Raw genomic sequence first — 22,666 nt, forward strand, 5'->3', positions numbered from 1 at the left:
GGCGCGATTCCCCAAAGGCCGGGTCCTTGGCCACTCCGTGGGCAATGAAATTGACAGCGTCATAGCGGGTCATATCCTGGTCCTGCAAGAAATAGGCGGCATGGCTCTCGCGTTCGGCAAAGATCGCCACGAGCACGTTGGCGCCCGTCACCTCTTCCCGGCCGGACGACTGCACGTGGATCACCGCCCGCTGGATCACGCGCTGGAAGCCGGCGGTCGGCTTGGAGTCCTCGTCGCTGTCGGTGACCAGGTTATCCAGCTCGGTCTCGATATATTCCAGGAGGTTCCGGCGGATCGTCTCCAGATCCACATTGCAGGCCCGCATGACGGCGGCCGCGTCCTGATCGTCGAGCAGGGCCAGAAGGAGGTGCTCGAGCGTCGCATATTCCTGCTGGCGTTCGTTGGCGAAGGCCAGAGCCTGATGGAGGGCTTTTTCAAGACTGCGTGAGAAGGAAGGCACGTGCGTTTGTCCTCACTTTTTTTCCATGACGCATTGCAAGGGATGCTGATGCTTGCGGGCGAAGTCCATAACCTGGGTCACTTTGGTTTCCGCAACCTCGTAGGAATAGATTCCGCACTCGCCAACGCCATGATGGTGAACATGCAGCATAATACGGGTCGCCTCTTCCCGGTTCTTCTGGAAGAAGTTCTCCACAACGTGAATGACGAACTCCATGGGCGTGTAGTCGTCGTTCAAAAGCAGCACACGATACAGATTGGGCCGCTTGGTTACCGTTTTGGTTCGGGTGACAACAACCGTTCCGGCGTCGCCACCGTCATTGTCATGATCATTGCCCGCTGACATCGCCGTTTCTTTTGCCTCTATTATTCCGGCCATTCCAAATTCCCGTCCCCGGCCCAGCCATTCACAACGGCCCCGACCGGGACTCCAAATCCACGACACATCGCGCCGCCGCCCCACATTCTTAGGTGATAATCCTGCCGCGCAAGACGCGCTCACGCAATGGTCGATTTCATCAACATTCGGCTAAACAGCGCATTTGAAAAAAATGCGCTGCCGTTAAAAATGAATGTAGGTCTTCCGATGGCGATTAAAAGGTGGGTTGCCAAGGCAAATCGTGAAGGCCGGCGAAAGCCCGCCGAAGCCCTGTGCAGCTCCGGCAAATCTGTGCATATACGAAAAAACCCGGCTCACCGAGCCGGGTTTCATTCAGATGCCGGTATCCGGCAATCTGTAAAAAATCTTATTTGGCCAGCTTGCCGAGAACGCTTTCGTACGGCTTGTAGGCATCCTTGGAGATATCCGTGACGATTTCTCCGATCTTGGTCATTTCACCGACAAAACCTTCGTACGCGGTCTTGACGTAGTCGGCCTGAGCTTCGAACGCCTTGTCCAGAGACTTGGAAGCAACCACTTTCTCGATTGCTGCAGTGCCCTCTTCAAAGGACTTCTTCTGGTAGTCGGCTACTTCGGCGGCCAGCGCCTGGAAACCCTTGCTGAAGGACCCGAAGGATTCCATGGCCATGTCCATGTTGTCCTTGCCCAGCTTCTGGAATTCTTCAAAGTTGTTCATCATCTAACTGCCCTCATCCGGCGAACCGGCTTGTGGAGCCCTGTTCGAGCCCCCGTGTGACTGCCCGGCACGCTCGTCGCGTTACCTATGGGAAGTTTTATAATGCACCGCACAATTAATGTCAAGGCGATTTTGCATCGCAAAAACAACCATTGCGCGAGAATTCCCGCACCTGACAACGCGAACGAAACGGGGCCGCCCCTGAGCATATTCAATCAACCAACAGGCTGGGACTAGCGCACGAGAGAGGCAAGAGAAAAAGCAAATACCCGCAAAATAAGTTATCCAATAATTTAATTTTCCTACAAATAAACAAATAATTAACCAACAAAAACTTCCTATACACTTTAAATCTTTAATATTTACCAATTCAAAAACTGCCATAAGCCCTTTATTTCACGTTAACCAAAGATTAACTCAAACGAAAATCTATTTTTTTAAGTGTTTTTTATGTCGACTATTTACACATTCGTAACCGTGATTCCATCAAATAACCCATAGAACGATGGAGCAGCCGGGCCGATTCAATTGGGGGATCTGATCTGGTTCGAGCAGCTTCGGAACAAACCGCATAACCCTGAATGGGATAGTAATTGTGTTAGGTATGCGTTTTCTTCGCAATGCACGCGCGCTCACCCGGATGTGCAGAACCCTTGCCCCAGGCGTATTGGTTCTGGGCGCATTGGTTCTGGGTGCGCCGGCGACAGCAATGGCCGGCCCCAAATATTCCGGTATCGTCGTCGACGCCAAGACGGGCAAGACGCTTTACGCTTCTGCCGCCGATTCATACCGTTATCCGGCGTCCCTCACCAAGATAATGACCCTTTATGTGGTCTTCGAGGAACTCGAGGCCGGCCGGCTGTCGCTGGACAGCCACCTGACGGTTTCCCGGTATGCATCTGGCCGTCCGCCTTCGAAGCTGGGCCTGAAGCCGGGGCAGACAATCAAGGTCAAGGATGCCATCCTGGCGCTTGTCACCAAATCCGCGAACGATGTTGCCACAACAGTGGCGGAAAACATTGCCGGCTCGGAAGCCAAATTCGCCGAGCGCATGACCCGTACGGCGCGCCAGATCGGCATGAAACGGACGACCTTCCGCAACCCGCATGGTCTGCCAAACAATCAGCAGCGCACGACGGCACGCGACATGGCGACCCTTGGCATCGCGATCCAGGAGCGGTTCCCGCAGTACTACGGTTACTTCAAAACCCGTCTCTACAAGTACAAGGGTCGCGCCTACGGCAATCACAACAAGCTGCTTGGCCGGGTGAAGGGTGTCGACGGCATCAAGACCGGGTATATCCGGGCTTCCGGCTTCAATCTGGTAACCTCCGTCAAACGTGACGGCAGACAAATCGTTGCTGTTGTCATCGGCGGCAGAACCGGCGCCTCGCGCAACGCTCAGATGACCAAGCTCATCAACAGTTACCTGCCGAAGGCCAGCCGCGGCAAGAAAGCCGCGCCGCTTATCGCGCAAAACAAGTCCGCACCGACTTTTGTTGCAGCCGCATTGAAGAACCCGCCCCTTCCGAATGCGAAGCCGGGTGGCGATCCTGCACCGAAGACCGATGCACCCATGGTGCTGGCGTTTGCCGAACCGGCGAAGGCTGCCGAGGTTCCGACGCCCGTTCCGGCCCCCGTTCCGGGCTTTGGCACCGACGTGCCTGTGCCGCCACGGGCGATCAAGCAGCGCTTTGACAGCACATTTGCCGTTGCCACTGCCCTGCCGCCGATCCCGCCGGAAAGCCCGGACATCTCGGTAACGACGAATTCGGTTCCGAACGTAGCCCTGTTGCAGGCCGCCCGGCAGCAGGCCCGTGAACTGAACGGCGAGACCGGTGCGAACACATCTGCCCCTGTCGCTCTGGCCTCGGCATCTGCCCCGGCAGTCCGTGCCGTGAAAGTGGAAACGATCAGGGTTGGCGCCAAACCGGTAGAGACCATCAGCGCCAAGGCCATCGAAGGAGCCGAGAACCCTGTAGAAGAAACCGAAGAGGACACTGTGACGGTGGCCACAAGCGACACGCCCGACGTCGAGCCGGGCTGGCAGGTCCAGATCGCTGCCGCCGAGACGGAAAATCAGGCCATTTCAATGCTGAAGGCCGCCAAGTCCAAAACCGGTGCCGCCCTTCGTGGCCGTGCGCCCTACACCGAACCTGTCGAATCCGGCGGACAGACGCTTTATCGGGCGCGGTTTGTCGGCTTTGAAACCAAATCTGCAGCCTGGAAGGCCTGCAAATCGCTCAAAAGGGCAAAATACGCCTGCTTCGCCATCTATCAGTAACCGCGTAACGGATGCCGTCAATGTCTTCTGAGAAGCGTGTCTTTAGCCTCGTTGATTTTCGCCGCGAGGAAACCGGATCCCCCCTGGTCGGGGTGAACCCGCATCATAAGCCGGCGGTGCGCGGCTCTAATTTCCGTGTCCCCGGCATCGGGAGAAAGCCCCAGGATCTCGTAGGCCTCCTCATCTGTCATGGGGCCCGTGCTCGCCGCGCTTCCCTGCCGCTGTGTTCCATCCGCCTGGAAGTGTTCACGCCAGCCGGCAAGCCGGCGGTCGAGATAAGCTTCGATTAATTTCTGGCTTTGGGCGTCCTGGGCAGTTTCTCTCCAGAAAGCTTCCAGTTCGCCCTCGCCCATGTCGTCCAGCGCGCGGCCCTGAAAGCCGCCGGCAAGCACCGTACCGGTCATGACTCCACTGTCGTGATCCAGTTCCATTTCAATCATGGCCGTGCGGACCCTGGACCTCTGACCACTCGCCTTGGAAGGGTTATAGCCTCCCGCCAGGCTTCGGTAACCTGCAACACCAAGCAGTGAAAGACCGAAACCGAGCGCCGGAATGGCAAGTACCATACGGCCCGTCAGTCCAAAAACTACGGCCAGCAGGACCAGAAACACGCCTCCATATGTGCGCAGATTCTGCGCCAGAACCGCAGGATTGGCCTGTACAAAACTTCTGCCGAGGACAATGACGGCCGTCATAAGAATCAAGCCGATCAGAAAATAGATCATTCGCCGGAGGTATCCTGGTTCAACATTCCGCAGGTTGCGTATCGGCGCCGCCATTGCAAGGCACACGCCAGGGCCTGACTGTAATGTAGACAGGGGCAACGCTAATTCAAACTCGATCTCGACCGCGACCAGCCGATGCAAAAAACAAGCGTGTCCGCTCCCGCAACGGCAACTACGACTGCTCCGCGCCTCCCGGCAGGCACCACAACACATAGACCAGCGCCAGGAGATTGAACCCCAGGATCACAGCGATCGGGATCGCCTCGTTGTGGATCTGCGCCATCACCCCTAACGCGGCCGCAACGGCTACGCCCACGACGCCGCCCGAAAAACGGCTGGTGGCAATGAAATACTCCCGGTTCCCGTCTTCCGCCCGCTCTCCCAGATAAACTGCCAGCGCAACCATGGCGACCTGCGCACCGAGCGCGTTCAAAACCAGTACCGGCACATAGTAATAGAACCGGGGCTCCGGCATCATCATGTCCACGGCAAGCGCCAGCACGGCGGCGACCATCCCCGCCAGGGCCGAAACGGCAAGGTTGAGACTTACCGATCTGGAGGTCAGGGCATAAAGGACAGGTCCGCTGAGGACCGCTCCCGCGCTCATGGCGACGACAAATGCCGCATAAGACCCCGTCTGATCCTTGTGCAGGCTTGCCGCATGAATGGCGTAGAAAGGCATGACATGCGTAACCGAGAGCAGCAGAATACGTGCAGTCAGAAACCGGCGAAACCAGTCATACCGCCAACAGTAGGCAAATTTGACCAGCATCTTTTCGGAGCCGTGTGCGCGCGGTTCCGGTGTGTCTTCCCGCGCGGCCCGCGGCTTGTCCGGTTCCACGACGAATACCAGCAGAAGCGCCGCGGGAAAGGCCATTGCCAGGGCCAGCCAGGCAAGCGCGAGGTGACTGTCCAGCGGATCGTGTCCCTGAAACAGATGATAGGCGGCAAAGGCGACCGCAATCGCAGCACAAGCACTCAGGACACCCAGAATATTTAACAGATGCGTTCTGTGCGGCCTGTCAAACAGGCTCGGCAGAAGCGCGGCGTGTGCAAGACCTCCGACGCCGCGTCCGATGCCGATCAGAACCGCCGATATTCCAAGGCAGACAACCGTCAGCACAGGCACGCTGACGTCGATGGCCACGATTGCGAGGAGGAGCCCCATGGCAATCCCGGTAATGCCGAAAATAACAAACGTCCGCCGTTGGTCCGCATTGGACACGAGAGGAGCCGACAAAAGCTCTGACGATCTCTGCGCGATGTTGAAGACCGGCACGATCATCGCGGCCAGAAAGACCGGCGCGCCTGCTGCCACGCAGATAAACGGCAGGAAAACCTTGGGAGGAGCAAGCCGCCGCTTCAGGGAATAGAACAGGCCATGCAGGAGAAAACAGTGCCAGTTCCGGCGGGAGAATCGACTTTCCATATCCTACTAATACGGAAATTCCGGCCGTTACAATCCCGGTTTCGGCGCCCCTCAACCAACTTGCGGCCACCGGCCTACCGTTTCCCGGAGTGCATCTGTTCCAGCAAGAGCCTGGCCCCCTTTCCGCCCTGTTTTTCCAAAGCCTGCAGGGCCGGACGGCCGCCGCTTGCGAAAACGGCGACGGCTTTCAGCAATTCGGCAAGCTGCCGGGCTGAACCGGCATCAAAGGGACAGTAAGCTCCCTTGGTCAGACGGGCCATTTCCCGGAAGGCCTGTTCGGCGACAGGGTCCCTTCCCTCCTGGAAAAGGAACATTGGAACGCCCAGCAGACCGAGCTGACCTGCCCTGTCGCACAAAAGGTCCACGTCCTCTTCCATACAGTCGCCGACATAAACAAGCGCGGCGATCTTTTCCTTCGCCGCTGCCGCAAGCGCCGCGGCAAACACCTTGCGGATCTGGGTCCGTCCACCCTGACAGGCAATCCGGCTCATGGCGCCGGCCAGCGCCTCTCCGCTCTCGAACCAGCGGGACGCCCGGCATTCGCCCAATCCGCGGAAATAGACCAGCTTGATCCGCAATCCTCCGACCTTGTCGGCTTCCTGAAACATTTCCGCCTGGATCTGACAGGCCTGATCCCAGGTGGGCTGACGGCTCATGGTCGCATCCAGCGCGAAGATCAGCCGCCCGCCGGTTTCCGCTCCGGCTTCCATGGTCTTCGCTTTTTCCAGAAAAGCGGCAATGTCGGCCTCCGCGGATGGAACCCTGGCATCCTTGCGGACAAGTGCGTCCTTCTCACTGTCCCGGGTTTTCGCCATACCTGCCTATCCTTCAGCAACTCACCTTCCGCCAACTTGGGCACCATGACACGGATTGGCAAGTTCGGCGGAACTATCGTATGCGGCCAGCCATCAGGTTTCACCCGGCCGGCAGCAGTGTTGCCGCCCTGCTCCGCCGGCGTCCAAGCAGATAGGCTTCCACAAGCAGTGCGTTCGGCACCCAGCTTACCCAGGCAACGATGACATAGGTCAGGTCATAATCCGCGCCGAAAGCCATTGCGATGCCCAGATAAAGCCGCAGGGATACCGCAGCGAAGGTCAAGGCGGCCGAACGGAGCATCCATCTGCGGTGCCGGTCAATCTGCCGTTTCAGCGCAAATAAAAACGCACAGGCTGTTGTTCCGAGCCAGATGACCGCAAGGATCGCAAACCCGGCTGTCGCGACTGGGCCTGCCGTTGTATGGAATGCCAATACGAACCCGGCGACGCCTGATACCAGAATGGCGGCGACATACCCTCTTCCCATCCATCGATGCAATCCGGGACGGCGCGTTCTGAGACCTGACATGAACTGAAACGGCATCAGCGCCAGGGCAACCGGCGCGACCGCAATATGTCCGTAGAGAGCAAGTGCATTGTTCTCCAGGTTGTGCGCGACAAAGTCCATCGCCTCCGAAACGCCCACCGGCACGAACCTGTAGGAAACCAGGGCGACCAGAACGGACAGAAAAGCAGCCATTCCAAATGTCAGCTTTCCCACTACACGGGTTATATCGAGCATGTCGACGCCTCTTCCGTTAACTTGACACTGTCAAGATACGTACGAACTTGACATTGTCAAGTATGTGGTCGATGACTTGCTTATGACGAAAGCTTCTCATGCACCACGCAAGCGGGACGGTTCGCTCAGAACCGCGCTGGTCGATGCTGGCGTGGACCTGTTGCGCATGCGTGGACCGGACGGTCTTTCCTTGAGGGAATGCGCAGCCATGGCCGGCGTTTCACACGCAGCCCCCGGCTATCACTTCAAGAACCTGATGGGGTTGTCGACAGCCATCGCGGCGCGTGGCTTCATGCTTTTTTGTGAAGCCATGCTGAAGCGGCTCGACAAGGCCGGACCGCAACCTCTCGACCGGCTGACGGCCATCTGCCACGGCTATCTCGACTATGCATCCGAACAGCCCGACCTGTTCCTCTTCATCTTTTCCGGGCAGACCTTCAACGAAGACGACAATGACATCTGCATGTGGTCGAACAGGGCCTACGATATCCTGAGCGAGGTCTGCGCGCCACTGGTGCCGGAAGGGTCAAGCGGACGGGAAATCGAAATCCTCGTCTGGTCTCTGGTACACGGCTATGCACATCTGAGCATGACCCGGAAGAAGAAGAACCCGCAGCTGGAAGATGAGTGGCCCGATCTTGATCCGTTGCTGATTCATTTGAAAAAGGCGCTTCAGCCCGGCAACCGGAAGGTTTCCTAAAGCAGGCAGAGTTCGGTCAACTCCTGACGCATCGAATCCGGCATGGCCTCGCCCCCGTCTTTGGACCCGAGATCGGCCGGCACATCCGACGCCTTCAGATACCGCCACCCCTGAAACGGGCGCTTGGGTTGGAATCGCGTCAGGATCAGGCGTGGCTCCATGACCAGATGACAGCGCTTGACGCCGTCGTCGTCCGTGAAGGGGCGGATATCGATGAGATGCTGCCGCGCCTGGATCTTTCCCTTGATCACCCAATAGAGCGAACCACCGTCCAGCAGCTCTTCCCTGCGGGTCGGAACCATGCGTGTTGTATGGGTCGTTTCCGCAGGCATGCCGGACAACCGGGCTTGCTCGACCCGGTAGTCGATCCAGGCCTGGAGGGACTCCGCGCTGTCGGCCCCGACACACAATTTGACAAGATTCAAAGCCATGGCCTTGAACTAGCAGGACCACAGCGAAGGTCAAGTTGTCCCCCGGGACGCAGCGGTGGATTGTGCCCGAACACAGCAATGTATTTCTTGCAGCGGTCTCCCGAAAAGGGTTCTCTCTGACCATGGATGTATTTGTAACGGGTGGCACCGGCGATATCGGTTCGGCGGTGGTGAAGAGACTTGCGGAAAATGGTGCCAGTGTCATCGGCCTGGCCCGATCCGACACTGCTGCGCAGAAATTGCGCGAACTGGGCGCCAGCGCCTATCCGGGCGATTTGCGCAACCCGGAAAGCTGGGTCGGCAGGGCGGCCGCCTGCGAAGCAGCCATCCACATCGGTGCAACCTTTTCCAAGGATATGGGACGTGTCGACCGGCACAGCATGCTCGCGCTGAAACAGGCGGCCAAACACAGGAAACAACCCCTGAAGCTGGTCTATACCGGAGGGATCTGGCTGTTTCCCTCCTCCTCCGAAGGCAACGCCATCACCGAAAAGACGCCCTTTTCCCCCTTGCCCGCCTTCCGCTACATGGCGGAAACCATCCGGACTCTTTCCAACGGAACCGACCTCAATCTGGTGGTGGTGCATCCCGCACTCGCCTGCAGCCGGACGTCCGGCCCGATTGCCGAAATGACCAGGGCCCTGAAGCAAGGTGTTCCCTTCGAAACGCGCGCCTCCGCCGAAACGGTCTGGCCACTGGTGGAAGTGAACGACCTGGCAAACCTTTACCTGCTGGCTCTCAGCCGCACACGGTTTCGCATGTCCCTGATTGCGAGCTGTATTCCGGGCATCAAGGTCGGGCACCTGGCGTCCCACATATCCGCCCGCCACGGGTTGCCGCTGGACATCAAAACGGTGTCCGCACCGGAAGATACCGATGTGGATACAGACTGGGCCGCCGGTTATGCCTTGTCCCAGGTCGTCGACACCAGCCACACCGTGCGCACGACCGGGTGGCAACCGGAACAGTCCACCATCGAGGATCTGGTCGTCGCCCTGTCAAAATAAGCAATGTCATTGATATTTCTGCAAGAAATCCGTCGACTTCCAGCTCTCGGCAAACACTTTCTAAAGTATTCAGGCCCACCCTTGCGGCATTACAGAATGTGGTGACACGACATGCCCAGGGCCTTCGCGCTGCTCCTTGCCTTCCTCCTACTTGCCGGCCCGGCTTTTGCTACCGGCACGCCCCCGTCCGGCAAGTTCAGTGTGGTCAATTCGGCGGGTTTCATTCAGCAGGACGGCAAGCGGCATCCAATTGCCACGGACCGAAGCGTCGGCGAGGCCGTCCTGTCAAACACACCGGAGGGAAGCTTGATGGTCAGGATCAACGGATCGGCCTTCCAGCTCTATCCCCTTGAGGACGGATTGGCGGCCCTGCAGTGGGATGCCCACGGGACCGCCCTGCTGCACGATATTGATATTCAGGCATTTCTGGACGGCAAGGAACAGGAAGATATTCCCGTTTGGGGGGCGGACCTGGCATGGCCCGGGCTCGGAAGAGTGCGGTTGGTTCTTTTGCCCCTCGGCCCCAATGCGCTGACCGGTTTTCTCATCAGCCACCCGCGGGGCAGGACGATCGTCAGGCAGATGGAATTCCGGCAGACATTCGGTCCCTCCGGCAGGCAGCAACTTTCGGTTGGCTCGACTGCACCCGGCGGCGGCTGATCCCTCAGAGATGACCTTCAAACGAAAAAGGCGCAGCCCCCGGCTGCGCCCCTGATCTGAAAACGTCCCGTCGGCTTATTGAGCCACGGCGACGGCCTGTTGTGCGTTTTCCACGTCGTTGAACAGAAGCACCATCGTCAATGCGAGGCCAACTGCAGCGACAGTCCAGAGAGTGACGCTCCAACAAGATTTCTGCACGTTTTCGTCCATGAATACCCTATTTGGTTTGTTCGGCGCCGATCCGACTGAACTCAAATGTGGCGCCATTGAGGCGTCGAGGTAAACGATCCCTTACCATTTCGCAAGCGCAAAAATGGAGCACCTGCTACACCTTATTTGCAATGCTCAATTCTTTTCATATTTTCAGAAACTTATACACAGGCAGAGTGGCTTTTAGGCCGCCCCTGAAAACTTTGCTACAACTCCAATGGGCGGATTCGGCAGCGGGAGCAACCTCCGTTTTTCGCAGTCGTTTTGTTGTTCCAGCAGTTTGAGGCCGGCCGGTGTCAGGACATTCCGTCGGTCCAGACCGGACGTTTGCCGGTCCGCGAACCGACGAAAGGGGTTGCGATGCATGTTCTCTCGCCATTGGATCTGGCGGCTGCGGCCTGGTTTCTGATTGCCTGGTTCGGTTTCAATGTTCTGATAGACATCAGCCCGTTGCGCAAGAAAACGCTGTCGAATGCCATGGATGACTACCGCCGGGGCTGGATGATGACCATGTGCGGGCGCGACGTCCGGATCATGGACACGGCCGTCATGTCCGGCCTGCAGCAGGGCACCGCCTTCTTCGCTTCGACCGCCCTTCTGGCCATTGGTGGCGGTTTCGCGCTTCTGGATGCGACGGAACGGATCCTGCAGGTTGCCGGGGACCTGTCCATCCCGGTCGCCGACAGCCGGGCCTTGTGGGAAATCAAGGTGCTCGGCCTGATGTCGATCTTTGCCTACAGCTTCTTCAAATTCGGCTGGGCCTACCGGCTTTTCAACTATGCGAGCATCGTGATGGGGGCGGTCCCGGACAAGGGCAGCGCAACACCGGAGGCCATCCGGACGATGGCCGCACAAGCTGGCGAACTCAACGTCCTTGCCGGCCGCCATTTCAACCGCGGCCAGCGCGCCTTGTTCTTTGCCATCGGTTTCCTGGGCTGGTTTGCAGGGCCATTGGTCTTTGCAGCAACGACGCTGGCGGTGCTTCTGGTGCTCCTGCGGCGTCAGTTCGCTTCCAAGGCCCGCCTTGCCGTGTTGTCCGGGCAGTATCCCAACTTGGAACCTTCCGACAAATCCGGTGAGTACACAGCCACGGGCTCGTCGAACCCTTTCACCAGATAGTGGCCGAACAGGCCTGAGCGGCACCCCATGATCTCCGCGAGGGCATCCGAGACCAGGAGTTGGCGTTCAAGATCCTTTGCCAGTTCCGCGATCCGGGCAGCAAGGTTCACCACGGGGCCGACGACCGTGAAATCGAGGCGCGTTTCGCTGCCGACATTGCCATAAAACACGTCGCCGGCATGAAGGGCGATCCCGACACTCAGGTCCGGAGTGACCTGGCAACGATTGCAATAATTGATTTCTTCGATCCGTTCCAGCGTTTCGCGGGCCGCGAGCAGTGCCTGGACAGCCGCGTTCCGGGCTTCTTCATCGGTCTCGTAGGGAAAGATCGCCATGACCTCGTCACCGATGAATTTGAGCACCTCGCCGCCATGGGCTTCGACCGCTGCGGTCATCGCGCCGAAATACTTGTTCAGGAACTCCACGATCTTGTCCGCCGGCACGGTATTTGACAGCCGTGTGAAACCGCGGATGTCCGCAAAGCTCACGATCGCCTTGATCCACTCGCCCTCGCCGCGCCGCGTTGTCCCGTCGAGCACCTTGGGACCGGCGCGCGGGCCGACGTAGGTTTCAAGAACGGTCTCGGCGGTCCTGCGGAGCGTTTTCAGCTCACACACAAGTGCAAGCGGGCGAACCAGGGATTCGAAAACGCTGACGTGAGCTCCGGTGAACCCTGATGGAGCCTTGGTGGCAAAGGAGACCACCTTCACCGATCCGTCAGAAAAAGGCATCGGCATTGCCAGATAGTCGGTGTAACCCTCTTCCCGCAGATCGACGGTAATCGGAAATTCGTCCGCCTTTTCGGGAGCCTTGCCGATTTCGATACGGACAGATTTCAGAGTGTCGTGGACGCGTTTGATCGGGCTTTCGGCATAGATCTTTTCCGAGCTGTTTTCCGCCGTGTAGAGCCGGAGTTCCTTCGTGCCGTCGCTGGCCCAGACCGATGCCTCGGCGCGCACATTGGGATGCACCACCCAGATGCCCGTCGTCGCCCGGTCGACCGGCACATTGCCGGCACGCAGTCTAAGCGCCATTTCGCTGATAATTTCCAGCGTGTCCTTCAGTCTGGAGGCATCGCTGTAAAGCCATTGAACCACATCTGCCGCGACAATTGGCGCTTCGAGGACCATCTGCCCACGTCCTTTTCAAAATCCTGAGACAGCGAATATATGGTGCAATGCAACCGCCTGTAAAAGAGGGTAATTGCGTAATCCGTCCCTGGAGCAAAGTCTTTTTTCACGATCACGGCCCGGGAAAGAATGCCGCGCTCCGTCCCGTGAGCCAGTAGACTGCAAGCCCCAACCATTCCCGGAAGGCTACATCGAAACGGCGAAGACCCTTTGACGCCCCGGCAAAGCCAAGCATCCTGTCTGCGCGGCCACGGGTCCTGTAATCGACCGGATAGGCCGTCATTCCAGTCCAGCCAGCCTTTTCGAACACACCCATGGCGCGGGGCATGTGGTAGGCGGAGGTGACGAGAAGCCATTTCTGTCCGGGTCGGGGCTTGACCAGTTTTCTGGTAAGAACCGCGTTTTCCCAGGTATTTTTCGAGACATCCTCCAGCATTACTCTTTCCGGCTCAATGCCGAAGTCTTCAAACAGACGCGCCGCACCTTCCGCTTCCGTGGCCTGGGACGACACGATGACGCCCTGCCCGCCAGTATGGACAATCTTCGCCAGGGGAAGCTTGTCGGCAAGCCTGGCGACAATCGTGATGCGTTCGCCCGAATTCGTCAGTGCCGTGTCTCCGCGCCCACCTGTAACGATAGTGTCGACCGCCCCACCCAGCACGATTATCCCGTCATATCCTTCCAGTTCCACCGGACGCGAAAACCGTTCCTCAAGTGGCAGGATCAGCCAGTTTGCGGCTGGAGAAAATCCGCAGACAGCCAGCATCACGACCCCCGTCCACACCATGAGCAGCCCGGGCCTGCGACGCCGTCCCGCCGCCACGAGCAGCAGCCCGAACAATGTCAGCATGATCAGGAAATTGGACGGTTCAATCAGGAAATAACCGACCTTGGCCAAATAGAAGAACATGACTTTCGATCCATATGAATTCGGACCCGCGTATCAGTTACGGAAACATGGGCGGATCTAAGACCGGACGAAATTGAGGGGATTCCGTCTGACGGGGTGTTCCGGTTTACCGTCAAGGCACGTTGCACAAGACGGCGAGACTGGCCGCGCAAGCACCATTGGCGCTGTCCGGTTCGCCGGCACCTTCGGACGGGCTCCCTTCACCTCGGACTGGCGAAAGATCACATGTCGCCTATTCGGCGACGATACGTCTTTCTGCCCGCCCGCGAGTTTCGGGCCGGTCCCGGACCGGAAGCGTTTCCCTTGTGCATGCCAGGAGAGACAAGTTTTTTAAATCTGAAGTCCTTGTCGGCTGTCAGAAACCTTTATGCAGCGAAGGATCAGGGCCGCGCACGTCTGGTGAACAGTGTAGACAATATTCCTCTCTCCGAAGCAGGCTACTGAAGACAGCGAAGACTGTCGTCGACAGACGAATGTCACCTCCGCTCCGGTTGGTCGGCGCATGCCTGCACCCGCAGCCCCCCTGCAAATCAATGTCACGACCGGCCCGGAAAAGCACTTCGCATGACCTGCGGGCCAACAACACAGGCCTGTAACAAAACTGCAATCCGCCTGACACAAATTGAAGACATGTTGCCCACGCGGCCAGGAAAAGCGCACCAAGGCTTTTCAGTCCGTTCGTACTCCGACAAAATACCCTTGTTATTTTTTGCAAAGGCAATATTCGTGACCAATGTCACAGGCTGGACAGCTCGGCTGCGGCAGTTTGACGAAACGGATTCGTTAGACAGGAGTGAAGGAAACGAGATGACACTCTACATGACACTCGGTGGACGCAAGGCCATTCTTGCAGCAATGCCACGTCTTCAGGCCCGCCTGGAAACTGATCCCTGTTTCGATGCGAACCGGTTTCGCCACGAATTCGAGCGATCAGAGGACCTGACCGAATTTCTCGTTTTCCTGTTCGGCGGCGCCCCTTTCTATGATGGAAAACCAATCCCGGAGCTTCTCTCGCCGCTGTGCAGCTGTTCGGACGTTTATGAACGGTTTGTCGATCACCTGGTTACTATTTTCTCCCGGGACACAAACACGCCGGAGACAGAAAACGACCTGCGGCAGCTTATGGAGCGCCTGCGGCCTCATGTACTCGATCCGAAACCGGTTACACCTGTCCTTGTCTATTCCGTCGAACCGGAAGTACTGAGCGCCTGATCGAAACAACAGCGCCCGGGCCAAAAAAACGCCGGAGAAGCAAGTCTCCGGCGTTTTTGTCATTCGGCAGGAACCTGTCAGCCCAGTTGGTCGACGCTGGTAACGACTTTTCCGACAAGGCCGTATTCGATGCCTTCGTCCGGGCCCATCCAGTAGTCGCGGTCGGTGTCCTTTTCGATCCGCTCGATCGGTTGCCCGGTTGCATCGGCAAAGATCTTGTTCAGGCGGTCGCGCATCTTGATGATTTCCTTGGCCTGGATCTCGATATCCGTGGCCATGCCACCGGCACCGCCGGACGGTTGGTGCAGCAGGAAGCGCGTGTTGGGCGTGCAGAACCGCTTGTCCTTCGGAACCGATACATAGATCAGGGCTCCGGCACTGGCGACCCAGCCCATGCCGAGAATCCGGACTTCCGGTGCAATGAACCGGATGGTGTCGTGAATCATGTCGCCGGACTCAACGTGGCCGCCGGGCGACGACACGATGACTGTGATCGGGTCGTTGGAAACCTGCGCCAGAGCCAGAAGACGGGCACAGACGTCGCGCGCCATTTCCTGTGTCACCGGGCCGGTGATCAGAACCGTGCGCGCTTCGAACAGATGCTTGTCGACCTGGATCGACGGCTGGCTCTTGGTCTTGTCTTCGTCTTCGTCGTCGAGACGAGCAGGCACCGTGGTCGCGTAATTTTTCATGCGCAGGATTAAGCTCCCTTTGCTGTTGGGCCGGCCGGAACCGGCATTGTCAACGGGCAGACCGGCAAGGCCGTTGCCCCTGCATTGATTCAATGTGTAAGCGAAGTGACGGGCGCTCGCAAATCATGAGACGCTGAATAGCGTGAAAAGAGTTATCAGAATGGCAATACGCCCCCTGCTTTGCGGTATTCCCCCTGACTTATTCCAACGGTCGGAAACAAAAACTCTCCAAATGAGGCCTGTCAGGCCTGCCCGCATGTCCGGCGTACGCCGGTCAGGCTGTCAGGAAAAGCGGAAAATCAGTCGGATGTGTCCTTGTTCAGGACCTCGGGCATTACCCGGCCTTCGAGTTTCTTTTCCCGCCGGCCGACGATGAGATGCCAGGCCACGATGAATAAAAACGGCAAGGAAGGCCAGACAAACCACAAATTCCCGAAACCAGTTGTCAGAAGGTTGAGCAGCAGGAAAAAGCCGATCATCGCCACGCTGCCGCGAATGCGCTTCGGCTGCGACCTTAACCAGCGCCTGGCCTGCTCGAAACCATTGGCGACCTTTTCCGTATCCTTTCCCCACTCCGGCTTGTCGACCGGAGAAAGCTGAACTGGTACTTCCATTTGCAAGGGTTCATCGCCATCGGCCGTTTCCGGCGGCGCATTCCGGCCACCGAGGCGGATCAGATAGGTCTCGACCGGATCGGTGACATTCTTGACATGGCGCGCTCCCTGCGGATCGAAGCCCAATGCCAGCTTGGTCTTTACCTGATCGTAAACGGACTGGGACAGCATGATGCCGCCCTTGGGGGCAAGCTCCTGTAGTCGGGCTGCAACATTGACGCCATCCCCGTAGATATCGTCTCCCTCGACCATGATGTCGCCGAGATTGATCCCGACGCGAAAGTCCATCCGGTTCGCGTCATCGACAGCCGCGTTGCGCACGGACAATTCGTTCTGGATGTCGACCGCGCATTGCACCGCTTCGATCACGGAAGAGAATTCGATGATAACCGCATCGCCCCAGGTGTTGACGATCCGGCCGTTGTGCCGCTCGGTCAAGGAAGCCATGACCTCGCGATAGGATTTCAACCGGTCCAGGGTGCCGTCTTCATCCCGCTCCATGAGCTTGGAATAGTGTGCCACGTCCGCGCACATGACTGCCGCGAGACGGCGCTTCACCCGTTGCATGATCGAACCCCTGGTTGGTCGGTGCGAGATGAGCTTAGGAGTGGGAAGCCCTTGCGATGATTACAAGAGCAATCAAGTGTTTTCCAGGCTATTGCTACCAGATGCGGGCGTTCGGACGCCCTTGCCGGGACGTGCGGTACGCTCTGCCCGGCTTCTCCTACAACTGACTTGTGCAGTTGGGGACAATGGCACCGGGATCGGTCTCGGCCTTCAGGATCTGGGCTACAACGCCTTCACGGCCGGACGCTCAATGGATGAGCTATTCACTCTCATGGCGGCCGCCTTTGTCATCTATCTTCTCCTGACCGGCGTGTCGGACGTTGCCTTGTGGGCACTTGAAATGCGCTACAGCCACGGCGTCGTGAAGACCTGCCCCATGGCACCATCCTCCCTCATGTCCCGCTCGTCATTGACCCGATCGCCTCCACCTTGAACACATCCGCCGAAACGACGGAACTGCTTCGCGGCGTTATTACCTGGCCTACGAGGGCTTCATAACGGCCGCCGTGCTCCGCTTTATGATTGTTTTCTGCATCCCCCGGGTCTTCAGGTGGCTGGAACGGCGGTACATGGTTCCTATCGCCCTGCGAGCCTCACCTCACCGCCAGGCGCTCGTGGACTGTCACTTGCCGTTCGCAAGATCTCTCAACGCCGTCAACGCGTCCTCGGCCCGCTCTTCGGGCACGAAGACATGGTCATGAAAATAGGCGGCGACCACATTTGCCGAGATACCCTTTGCCGCCAGTGCCGTCGAAATCGCCGCAGTCAGCCCCACGGCTTCAAGCGAGGAATGAACCGTCAGGGTGATCCGGCGGAACCACTCGGCTTCCGCCAGACCGAGTTCACGCGCGCGCTCCACCGGCAAGATGGCTGTCAGCCCTTCCGTTTCCGCGAACAGCCCGATCGGCTGGTAGTCCGCCAGGTCCTGCAAACCTTTGGAGGCGAAGGTGCAGAAGACATAGGGTTCGGGATCCAGCATCGGCCGCATCTGGGAGATCAGGGTTTTCAGGTCTGTTTCGCCGGACATTCCGCCTCTCATCATCTTGGCTAGAGATACCGGCGCATCAGGGGCCGGCGTGGGCTCCGGCGCGCGATTTCTTCAAATCCGCCGCGCCGGAAGACCGGCGTAAAGCCTACAAAACCCTCCCCCCATTGCGAGGGTTTATCCGCGTCGATCGGACAGGCATCCACAACCTTGGCGCCCTGCTGCCCGGCATGATCGACGGCAGCGGCCAAAAGCAAGGGCATAAGGCCTGCTTTTCTATGACCGCTTCGAACATAAAAGCAGGTGACCGCAAAAGTGGAGCGGATCAACTCGCGGCTGTCGGTTTCCAGCGGTCGGGTCACCTTGCTGAGCTGAAAGCGGGCATAGTTCTCTCGCGGTCCCAGAGCGACCCAGCCAACCGCCTGCCCGCCCCGGTAGGCAAGCAGCCCTGGAGCCGGACCGTTCATTGCCTTGTTCCTGAAGGCGTCGCGCCGTTCCTCCCGGGTCAGGGCTTTCCAGTCCTTTCCCCGCAGAAACGGCCACATGCACCAGCAGCCCGAGTTAGCTCCCCGCTCCGGCCCGAAGAGGTCCACCAGATCGCACCAACGCTCAGGTGTCAGCGTCTGTATCGAAATCTCAGCAGCGGGCATGGAGCGGGCCTCCAGTCGGGATTTGAAAAAAGGATACGCGGTTCATGGAAACCCCTACAATCCTAATTGCTCCATTCGACCCCTACTTGCCTCCCCCCACGCTCTGTTTCGGAAATACGCGTGTTACGCGGCTGCCTCGAGACCCGCGATATCGATCTTCTTCATGTGCATGAGAGCCGCCGTAACCCGTCTCGCCCGTTCCGGGTCGTCACCATGCATCAGACGCGGCAGTGCCTCGGGGACAATCTGCCAATAGACACCGAAGCGGTCCCTGATCCATCCGCATTGGAGTTCTTCACCGCCATCCGCCAGCAGTGCCTGCCAAAGCCGGTCGGTTTCCGCCTGATCTTCCGTCAAGACCGAAATGGAGGACATATGGCTCGGTTGCTCTTGAGGATTGCCGTTCAGGATCATGTAAGGCGTACCCGCAAGCGTAAATTCGGCCACCAGAACCGGCCCGTTCGGATCGGGTCGAACCATCCGTTCCAACTTGCTGTCCGGCAGGAGCGACACGTAAAACACAGCCGCTTCCTCGCCTTTCTCGCTGAAAAACAGGCAAGTCCGGACCTTCGCGCTGAAGTCAGGTAGCAATCCGGCATCGGGAGTTTCGGCTGCAATCGCCGCGGCCAGATCGCCAAGCTGGGCCGAGGCCGCTTTCCACCCTTCCTCGAAGCCCATTTCCAAATGCTGATCGCGCGTCACTTCCGAAGTGTGCCGTGCGCCCCACACCAACCGCGTGCAGCCATCAGCGGAGTCGGACAATTCGACATATCCGGTCATGAAGGAAATCGCCTTGGGAACGAAATTCTCTTCATAGCCATCGGTAAACGTCAGACGCTCCCCGTCCACGATTTCCAGAAAAACTCCGGCATTCTCAATACGCTCGCCGTTCGGCCCCGCCATGACAGTGTTCATCCGCCCCCCGGGGCGAAGGTCAAGGTCCGCTTCAGCTACGGACCAGGGTTTTGGGCAAAACCACTTCTTCAAAAGCTCCGGATCCGTCCAGCACCGCCAGACGACCTGGCGGGGTGCGGCAATAGTCCTCATGATTTCAAGGGTCAGGCCGTCCTTGCGAATTTCGAAATCACTCATGGTTTTCCCTCCTCATGACCGAAACCGGCGACGCCTGCCCGCATACCAAAGATGGCAACACCCTGCTGGTTTCCACCAGACGCAGGTGTCTGCCGGTCTCATCAAAAATCAATACCGCAAAAGATAACCACAACATACCAACCGGTTGGTATGCTGTCAATTCGGGTAACGCCCCCGACTCTGATGACCAGAAGCAAAAAACCGATCCGCCTGGCACAGCCGGCATGGAACTGAAACGCCGAAGGCTCCACGTTGCGCAGTAGTGGTCTGACGAAAACCCGGGCGCCTGTTGTCCCTGCCTTACCCTGCCCGATTGACACGCAGCACACCAAAAAGGTGCAAGGCAGTTACACACTCTTCAGAGTTATCGATTAATCCGGGGTCCTGTTTGTATTTTGAATTCTGTTTCAGGAGGTCGACTTGGAGCGGCTTATCCGATTTTTGATCAGTCAGTTCTTGAACGGGGTGGTTACCTGCAGCGGGCTGGTAATCATTCTCTACGCGGTTGCCAATTTCCGCGCGTCCTATGAACTCCTTGCCCTCATGCATCCCGAAATCGATACGCAACAGGAGTTCCTGCTGGAACTCGCAAGCGCATTCGAAGCGGCATTTGACGATCCGGCTCTTTTCCTGCTGCCGCCGGTGCTGTGGATGTGGCTGGTGTTTCCCGGCCTGCTTCTATTCGGATATGGCATCCGCCGGATGGTTCGCAGGCTTGTCAACGGCCTGCCCGAGCAGGAAGTCGGCCCGCCTGAGAGCGCCTCCGCGTTCTGGGGAACCACGGCCGTCTATGCCGTTTTCCTGTTTATGACAGCGCCCTCGCTGATTTCCGGTTTCATCAAGGCTCCACAATCCATTCCCCCGGTCTTCTTCGGCGAAGAGGTCAACGCGTCCGCTTTGAAAGTCTGGGAGGATGCGGAGAACAGCAAGGACGGTCAAAAGGCCTACGCCGCCCTCTTTGCCTTCAAGGGTGTTGACGGAGAATACAGGGAGGCGACGATGCGAGTACCGCCTTATCTGGTGAAATCGCTTCGCGAAAAGGAGGCGACAAAGCTGATCTACCTACCGAGTGCGCCCGACAGGATCTACCTTCCCCGCTGGGTCCCCGGCAGACTTTCCTATTGCTGGTCTTTCCTCTGGCGCTTCGCGCTTCTTTATCTTGCCGTGTGCGGATTGCTCCGGAATTTTCTACCGACGAACACGGCTCCGGAAAAAATCCGCGTCTCCCCGGCGAGAGACGGAGGCAGTGCCTATTCGGCGCCCGGAAATCCCTCCGGCACAACGCGCCGACCCACTGCGCCCAATGCCCCGCGTTCCGGCGGAGCCAAAGGCGGATTCGGTCGGCGGGGTGCTTCCTGAAGGGACTGAAACCTGATCCACTGTGGTGGATCAGCTTGCGTGTCTGACCCTCCATGAGGACCTGAAACTCTGTCCCTGCCGAAGGTGTCGCTTGAGGCACCAGCGGCAGGGGCGGCAGTTTCATACTGTTCTCGCCGGGTCCGGTCAGGCCGTCTTGTTGAAGATTTCCCGGCCGATCAGCATCCGGCGGATCTCGGACGTACCGGCACCGATCTCGTAGAGCTTGGCGTCGCGCAGAAGACGGCCGGTCGGATACTCGTTGATGTAACCATTGCCGCCGAGAAGCTGGATGGCATCAAGCGCGATCTTGGTGGCGTTTTCCGCAGCATAAAGGATAGCACCGGCGGCGTCTTCCCGCGTGGTTTCGCCCCGGTCGCACGCCTTGGCGACCGCATAGACGTAGGACTTGGTGGCGTTCATGGAAACATACATGTCCGCGACCTTGCCCTGGACCAGCTGGAAGGTGCCGATCGGCTGGCCGAACTGCTCGCGCTCGTGAACATAAGGGATCACCACGTCCATTGCCGCCTGCATGATGCCGACGGCGCCCGCCGCCAGCACGGCACGCTCGTAGTCGAGGCCGGACATCAGCACGTTGACCCCCTTGCCGACTTCACCGAGCACGTTTTCCTCCGGAACCTCGCAGTCCTGGAACACCAGTTCACCGGTCTCCGAACCGCGCATGCCGAGCTTGTCGAGCTTCTGGGCGACGGAAAAGCCCGGGAAGTCCTTCTCGACCAGGAAAGCCGTAATGCCCTTGGGCCCGGCATTCGCATCGGTCTTGGCATAGATGATCATCGTATCGGCGGACGGGCCGTTGGTGATCCACATCTTGGAGCCGTTGAGGACATAGCGGTCGCCCTTCTTGTCGGCCCGAAGCTTCATGGAGACGACATCGGACCCGGCCCCCGGCTCGGACATGGCCAGCGCCCCGAGATGCTCGCCCGTCACCAGCTTTTCCAGATAGCGCTTCTTCTGGCCGTCATTGCCCCAGCGCCGCAGCTGGTTGACGCACAGGTTCGAATGCGCTCCATAGCTGAGCCCGATGGATGCGGACGCCCGGCTGACTTCCTCCATGGCGATGCAGTGTTCCAGATAGCCGAGGCCGGAGCCTCCCCATTCTTCTTCCACCGTGATGCCGTGCAGACCCAGTTCACCCATTTCCGGCCAGATCTCGCGCGGGAACCAGTCCTCGCGATCGATCTTTTCAGCCAGAGGCGCAATGCGGTCCTGGCTGTACGAGCGCACCGTGTCGCGCAGCATGTCGGCGGTTTCGCCGAGATCGAAATTGAAACCCGGAAAGTCATTGCGGATCATAGGTTGTTCCTCCGAGAGCCCTCAAGTTCAGGGGCGGTCATAACGTACAAAGTCACTCAGGACGCCGATCCGGTCGTAAAGCTGCCGGGCGCGAGCGTTGTGATCGTGGGTATGCCAGTAGACCTTGCCGCTCGCCTTCGGATTGGCGTCGGCCGCCGCATAGACGGCTTCGATCAGCTTTCGGCCGGCACCGCCGCCGCGCAGATCCGCACTGACATATAGATCTTCCAGGTAGCAGGTCGACGGCGTCGACCATGTGCTGTCATGAAAGAGGTAATGAACAAAACCGACAAGCAGACCGTCCTGCTCGGCGACAAACCCGCTGTGGCCGTCTTCAGAAAGCAGCCGCTCGAACAGCGTCTCCGTTACCTCTGGCGGCAAGTCCTGTTCGTAGAACGCAAGATAGGCTTGCCACAGACCGGCCCACGCCGGTCTGTCGGACCGCTGCAACGCCCTGACGGTTATTTCTTTCATTCTGATA

At 58.6% G+C, this 22,666-nt stretch carries 25 protein-coding genes; 8 read left to right on the forward strand and 17 right to left on the reverse strand.

Going from position 1 to position 22,666, the window contains the following annotated elements; genetic code table 11:
* From ACQY7U_RS12445 to ACQY7U_RS12455, 3 genes are all read right to left on the reverse strand, one after another.
* Nucleotides 1-460: Clp protease N-terminal domain-containing protein (locus ACQY7U_RS12445; RefSeq protein WP_428644885.1), on the reverse strand; the 460-nt coding region annotated here is incomplete at its 3' end.
* A 12-nt stretch (nt 461-472) separates the two neighbouring features.
* A complete protein-coding gene (gene clpS, locus ACQY7U_RS12450) occupies nt 473-805 on the reverse strand; it encodes an ATP-dependent Clp protease adapter ClpS (RefSeq protein ID WP_428644942.1) in 333 nt (110 codons plus the stop codon).
* A gap of 400 nt (nt 806-1,205) precedes the next feature.
* Complete coding sequence (locus ACQY7U_RS12455) at nt 1,206-1,538, reverse strand: phasin family protein (RefSeq protein ID WP_428644887.1); 333 nt, start codon at nt 1,536-1,538, stop codon at nt 1,206-1,208.
* 706 nt (nt 1,539-2,244) lie between these two features.
* On the opposite strand from ACQY7U_RS12455, the gene ACQY7U_RS12460 reads away from it, so the two are divergent.
* Nucleotides 2,245-3,819, forward strand: coding sequence for a serine hydrolase (locus tag ACQY7U_RS12460; RefSeq protein WP_428644889.1), 1,575 nt, complete (start codon nt 2,245-2,247; stop codon nt 3,817-3,819).
* A gap of 17 nt (nt 3,820-3,836) precedes the next feature.
* On the opposite strand, the gene ACQY7U_RS12465 is transcribed toward ACQY7U_RS12460, so the two are convergent.
* The 4 genes from ACQY7U_RS12465 to ACQY7U_RS12480 form a co-directional block, all read right to left on the reverse strand.
* Entirely contained in the window at nt 3,837-4,544 is a 708-nt protein-coding gene (locus ACQY7U_RS12465; RefSeq protein WP_428644891.1) for a DnaJ domain-containing protein, read from the reverse strand.
* A gap of 172 nt (nt 4,545-4,716) precedes the next feature.
* Nucleotides 4,717-5,973 (reverse strand): MFS transporter, encoded by a 1,257-nt coding sequence (locus ACQY7U_RS12470; protein ID WP_428644893.1) that lies wholly within the window; start codon nt 5,971-5,973, stop codon nt 4,717-4,719.
* 74 nt (nt 5,974-6,047) lie between these two features.
* Nucleotides 6,048-6,788, reverse strand: coding sequence for a VWA domain-containing protein (locus ACQY7U_RS12475; protein WP_428644895.1), 741 nt, complete (start codon nt 6,786-6,788; stop codon nt 6,048-6,050).
* Between the two features lie 100 nt (nt 6,789-6,888).
* Nucleotides 6,889-7,488: a DUF2306 domain-containing protein gene (locus tag ACQY7U_RS12480; protein ID WP_428644896.1), complete on the reverse strand. Its 600-nt coding sequence runs from the start codon at nt 7,486-7,488 to the stop codon at nt 6,889-6,891.
* Nucleotides 7,489-7,612: 124 nt separating this feature from the next.
* On the opposite strand from ACQY7U_RS12480, the gene ACQY7U_RS12485 reads away from it, so the two are divergent.
* Complete coding sequence (locus ACQY7U_RS12485) at nt 7,613-8,230, forward strand: TetR/AcrR family transcriptional regulator (protein ID WP_428644898.1); 618 nt, start codon at nt 7,613-7,615, stop codon at nt 8,228-8,230.
* Here the strand turns inward: ACQY7U_RS12485 and ACQY7U_RS12490 are convergent.
* The gene (locus ACQY7U_RS12490; RefSeq protein ID WP_428644899.1) at nt 8,227-8,661 is read right to left on the reverse strand and encodes a DUF1489 family protein; all 435 of its coding nucleotides are present in this window, start codon (nt 8,659-8,661) and stop codon (nt 8,227-8,229) included. The two genes, ACQY7U_RS12485 and ACQY7U_RS12490, sit on opposite strands and share 4 nt — an antisense overlap.
* A gap of 122 nt (nt 8,662-8,783) precedes the next feature.
* Between ACQY7U_RS12490 and ACQY7U_RS12495 the strand changes: the two genes are divergently transcribed.
* The 3 genes from ACQY7U_RS12495 to ACQY7U_RS12505 all read left to right on the forward strand — a co-directional run bounded on the left by ACQY7U_RS12495 (nt 8,784) and on the right by ACQY7U_RS12505 (nt 11,657).
* On the forward strand, nt 8,784-9,668 hold the full coding sequence (locus tag ACQY7U_RS12495) for an SDR family oxidoreductase (protein ID WP_428644900.1): 885 nt from the start codon (nt 8,784-8,786) through the stop codon (nt 9,666-9,668).
* Between the two features lie 111 nt (nt 9,669-9,779).
* Nucleotides 9,780-10,328, forward strand: coding sequence for a hypothetical protein (locus tag ACQY7U_RS12500; RefSeq protein WP_428644902.1), 549 nt, complete (start codon nt 9,780-9,782; stop codon nt 10,326-10,328).
* Nucleotides 10,329-10,898: 570 nt separating this feature from the next.
* Complete coding sequence (locus tag ACQY7U_RS12505) at nt 10,899-11,657, forward strand: DUF599 domain-containing protein (RefSeq protein ID WP_428644903.1); 759 nt, start codon at nt 10,899-10,901, stop codon at nt 11,655-11,657.
* Here ACQY7U_RS12505 and ACQY7U_RS12510 read toward each other — a convergent pair.
* Together ACQY7U_RS12510 and ACQY7U_RS12515 are read right to left on the reverse strand one after the other, a co-directional pair.
* Nucleotides 11,540-12,787: an adenylate/guanylate cyclase domain-containing protein gene (locus ACQY7U_RS12510; RefSeq protein ID WP_428644905.1), complete on the reverse strand. Its 1,248-nt coding sequence runs from the start codon at nt 12,785-12,787 to the stop codon at nt 11,540-11,542. The two genes, ACQY7U_RS12505 and ACQY7U_RS12510, sit on opposite strands and share 118 nt — an antisense overlap.
* 112 nt (nt 12,788-12,899) lie before the next feature.
* Nucleotides 12,900-13,697 (reverse strand): YdcF family protein, encoded by a 798-nt coding sequence (locus ACQY7U_RS12515; protein WP_428644906.1) that lies wholly within the window; start codon nt 13,695-13,697, stop codon nt 12,900-12,902.
* Nucleotides 13,698-14,261: 564 nt separating this feature from the next.
* On the opposite strand from ACQY7U_RS12515, the gene ACQY7U_RS12520 reads away from it, so the two are divergent.
* Nucleotides 14,262-14,909 (forward strand): hypothetical protein, encoded by a 648-nt coding sequence (locus ACQY7U_RS12520; protein ID WP_428644908.1) that lies wholly within the window; start codon nt 14,262-14,264, stop codon nt 14,907-14,909.
* A 77-nt stretch (nt 14,910-14,986) separates the two neighbouring features.
* On the opposite strand, the gene ACQY7U_RS12525 is transcribed toward ACQY7U_RS12520, so the two are convergent.
* Nucleotides 14,987-15,601, reverse strand: a complete 615-nt coding sequence (locus tag ACQY7U_RS12525) for an ATP-dependent Clp protease proteolytic subunit (RefSeq protein WP_428644909.1) — start codon at nt 15,599-15,601, stop codon at nt 14,987-14,989.
* Between the two features lie 299 nt (nt 15,602-15,900).
* Complete coding sequence (locus tag ACQY7U_RS12530) at nt 15,901-16,782, reverse strand: adenylate/guanylate cyclase domain-containing protein (protein ID WP_428644910.1); 882 nt, start codon at nt 16,780-16,782, stop codon at nt 15,901-15,903.
* Between the two features lie 250 nt (nt 16,783-17,032).
* Here ACQY7U_RS12530 and ACQY7U_RS12535 point away from each other — a divergent pair, with 250 nt between their 5' ends.
* Nucleotides 17,033-17,215, forward strand: coding sequence for a hypothetical protein (locus ACQY7U_RS12535; protein ID WP_428644912.1), 183 nt, complete (start codon nt 17,033-17,035; stop codon nt 17,213-17,215).
* Nucleotides 17,216-17,404: 189 nt separating this feature from the next.
* Here the strand turns inward: ACQY7U_RS12535 and ACQY7U_RS12540 are convergent, their stop codons facing one another.
* From ACQY7U_RS12540 to ACQY7U_RS12550, 3 genes are all read right to left on the reverse strand, one after another.
* Nucleotides 17,405-17,809: an ACT domain-containing protein gene (locus ACQY7U_RS12540; RefSeq protein WP_428644914.1), complete on the reverse strand. Its 405-nt coding sequence runs from the start codon at nt 17,807-17,809 to the stop codon at nt 17,405-17,407.
* Nucleotides 17,810-17,829: 20 nt separating this feature from the next.
* Nucleotides 17,830-18,417: a GNAT family N-acetyltransferase gene (locus ACQY7U_RS12545; protein WP_428644915.1), complete on the reverse strand. Its 588-nt coding sequence runs from the start codon at nt 18,415-18,417 to the stop codon at nt 17,830-17,832.
* 123 nt (nt 18,418-18,540) lie between these two features.
* Complete coding sequence (locus ACQY7U_RS12550) at nt 18,541-19,509, reverse strand: VOC family protein (protein ID WP_428644917.1); 969 nt, start codon at nt 19,507-19,509, stop codon at nt 18,541-18,543.
* Between the two features lie 420 nt (nt 19,510-19,929).
* On the opposite strand from ACQY7U_RS12550, the gene ACQY7U_RS12555 reads away from it, so the two are divergent.
* Entirely contained in the window at nt 19,930-20,868 is a 939-nt protein-coding gene (locus ACQY7U_RS12555; RefSeq protein WP_428644919.1) for a hypothetical protein, read from the forward strand.
* Between the two features lie 144 nt (nt 20,869-21,012).
* Here the strand turns inward: ACQY7U_RS12555 and ACQY7U_RS12560 are convergent, their stop codons facing one another.
* Together ACQY7U_RS12560 and ACQY7U_RS12565 are read right to left on the reverse strand one after the other, a co-directional pair.
* The gene (locus tag ACQY7U_RS12560; protein ID WP_428644921.1) at nt 21,013-22,185 is read right to left on the reverse strand and encodes an isovaleryl-CoA dehydrogenase; all 1,173 of its coding nucleotides are present in this window, start codon (nt 22,183-22,185) and stop codon (nt 21,013-21,015) included.
* 27 nt (nt 22,186-22,212) lie between these two features.
* Nucleotides 22,213-22,659, reverse strand: a complete 447-nt coding sequence (locus ACQY7U_RS12565; protein ID WP_428644923.1) for an N-acetyltransferase family protein — start codon at nt 22,657-22,659, stop codon at nt 22,213-22,215.
* Between the last annotated feature and the right edge of the window lie 7 nt (nt 22,660-22,666).

The sequence above is a fragment of the Roseibium sp. genome (assembly GCF_050301095.1).
Taxonomy (GTDB): Bacteria; Pseudomonadota; Alphaproteobacteria; order Rhizobiales; family Stappiaceae; genus Roseibium.

What these genes read in the sequence shown, in the direction of transcription:
- clpS (WP_428644942.1), bottom strand. Translation starts at nt 805, where the DNA reads ATGTCAGCGGGCAATGATCATGACAATGACGGTGGCGACGCCGGAACG.
- ACQY7U_RS12455 (WP_428644887.1), bottom strand. Translation starts at nt 1,538, where the DNA reads ATGATGAACAACTTTGAAGAATTCCAGAAGCTGGGCAAGGACAACATG.
- ACQY7U_RS12460 (WP_428644889.1), top strand. Translation starts at nt 2,245, where the DNA reads ATGGCCGGCCCCAAATATTCCGGTATCGTCGTCGACGCCAAGACGGGC.
- ACQY7U_RS12465 (WP_428644891.1), bottom strand. Translation starts at nt 4,544, where the DNA reads ATGATCTATTTTCTGATCGGCTTGATTCTTATGACGGCCGTCATTGTC.
- ACQY7U_RS12470 (WP_428644893.1), bottom strand. Translation starts at nt 5,973, where the DNA reads ATGGAAAGTCGATTCTCCCGCCGGAACTGGCACTGTTTTCTCCTGCAT.
- ACQY7U_RS12475 (WP_428644895.1), bottom strand. Translation starts at nt 6,788, where the DNA reads ATGGCGAAAACCCGGGACAGTGAGAAGGACGCACTTGTCCGCAAGGAT.
- ACQY7U_RS12480 (WP_428644896.1), bottom strand. Translation starts at nt 7,488, where the DNA reads ATGGCTGCTTTTCTGTCCGTTCTGGTCGCCCTGGTTTCCTACAGGTTC.
- ACQY7U_RS12485 (WP_428644898.1), top strand. Translation starts at nt 7,613, where the DNA reads ATGACGAAAGCTTCTCATGCACCACGCAAGCGGGACGGTTCGCTCAGA.
- ACQY7U_RS12490 (WP_428644899.1), bottom strand. Translation starts at nt 8,661, where the DNA reads ATGGCTTTGAATCTTGTCAAATTGTGTGTCGGGGCCGACAGCGCGGAG.
- ACQY7U_RS12495 (WP_428644900.1), top strand. Translation starts at nt 8,784, where the DNA reads ATGGATGTATTTGTAACGGGTGGCACCGGCGATATCGGTTCGGCGGTG.
- ACQY7U_RS12500 (WP_428644902.1), top strand. Translation starts at nt 9,780, where the DNA reads ATGCCCAGGGCCTTCGCGCTGCTCCTTGCCTTCCTCCTACTTGCCGGC.
- ACQY7U_RS12505 (WP_428644903.1), top strand. Translation starts at nt 10,899, where the DNA reads ATGCATGTTCTCTCGCCATTGGATCTGGCGGCTGCGGCCTGGTTTCTG.
- ACQY7U_RS12510 (WP_428644905.1), bottom strand. Translation starts at nt 12,787, where the DNA reads ATGGTCCTCGAAGCGCCAATTGTCGCGGCAGATGTGGTTCAATGGCTT.
- ACQY7U_RS12515 (WP_428644906.1), bottom strand. Translation starts at nt 13,697, where the DNA reads ATGTTCTTCTATTTGGCCAAGGTCGGTTATTTCCTGATTGAACCGTCC.
- ACQY7U_RS12520 (WP_428644908.1), top strand. Translation starts at nt 14,262, where the DNA reads ATGACCTGCGGGCCAACAACACAGGCCTGTAACAAAACTGCAATCCGC.
- ACQY7U_RS12525 (WP_428644909.1), bottom strand. Translation starts at nt 15,601, where the DNA reads ATGAAAAATTACGCGACCACGGTGCCTGCTCGTCTCGACGACGAAGAC.
- ACQY7U_RS12530 (WP_428644910.1), bottom strand. Translation starts at nt 16,782, where the DNA reads ATGCAACGGGTGAAGCGCCGTCTCGCGGCAGTCATGTGCGCGGACGTG.
- ACQY7U_RS12535 (WP_428644912.1), top strand. Translation starts at nt 17,033, where the DNA reads ATGGATGAGCTATTCACTCTCATGGCGGCCGCCTTTGTCATCTATCTT.
- ACQY7U_RS12540 (WP_428644914.1), bottom strand. Translation starts at nt 17,809, where the DNA reads ATGTCCGGCGAAACAGACCTGAAAACCCTGATCTCCCAGATGCGGCCG.
- ACQY7U_RS12545 (WP_428644915.1), bottom strand. Translation starts at nt 18,417, where the DNA reads ATGCCCGCTGCTGAGATTTCGATACAGACGCTGACACCTGAGCGTTGG.
- ACQY7U_RS12550 (WP_428644917.1), bottom strand. Translation starts at nt 19,509, where the DNA reads ATGAGTGATTTCGAAATTCGCAAGGACGGCCTGACCCTTGAAATCATG.
- ACQY7U_RS12560 (WP_428644921.1), bottom strand. Translation starts at nt 22,185, where the DNA reads ATGATCCGCAATGACTTTCCGGGTTTCAATTTCGATCTCGGCGAAACC.
- ACQY7U_RS12565 (WP_428644923.1), bottom strand. Translation starts at nt 22,659, where the DNA reads ATGAAAGAAATAACCGTCAGGGCGTTGCAGCGGTCCGACAGACCGGCG.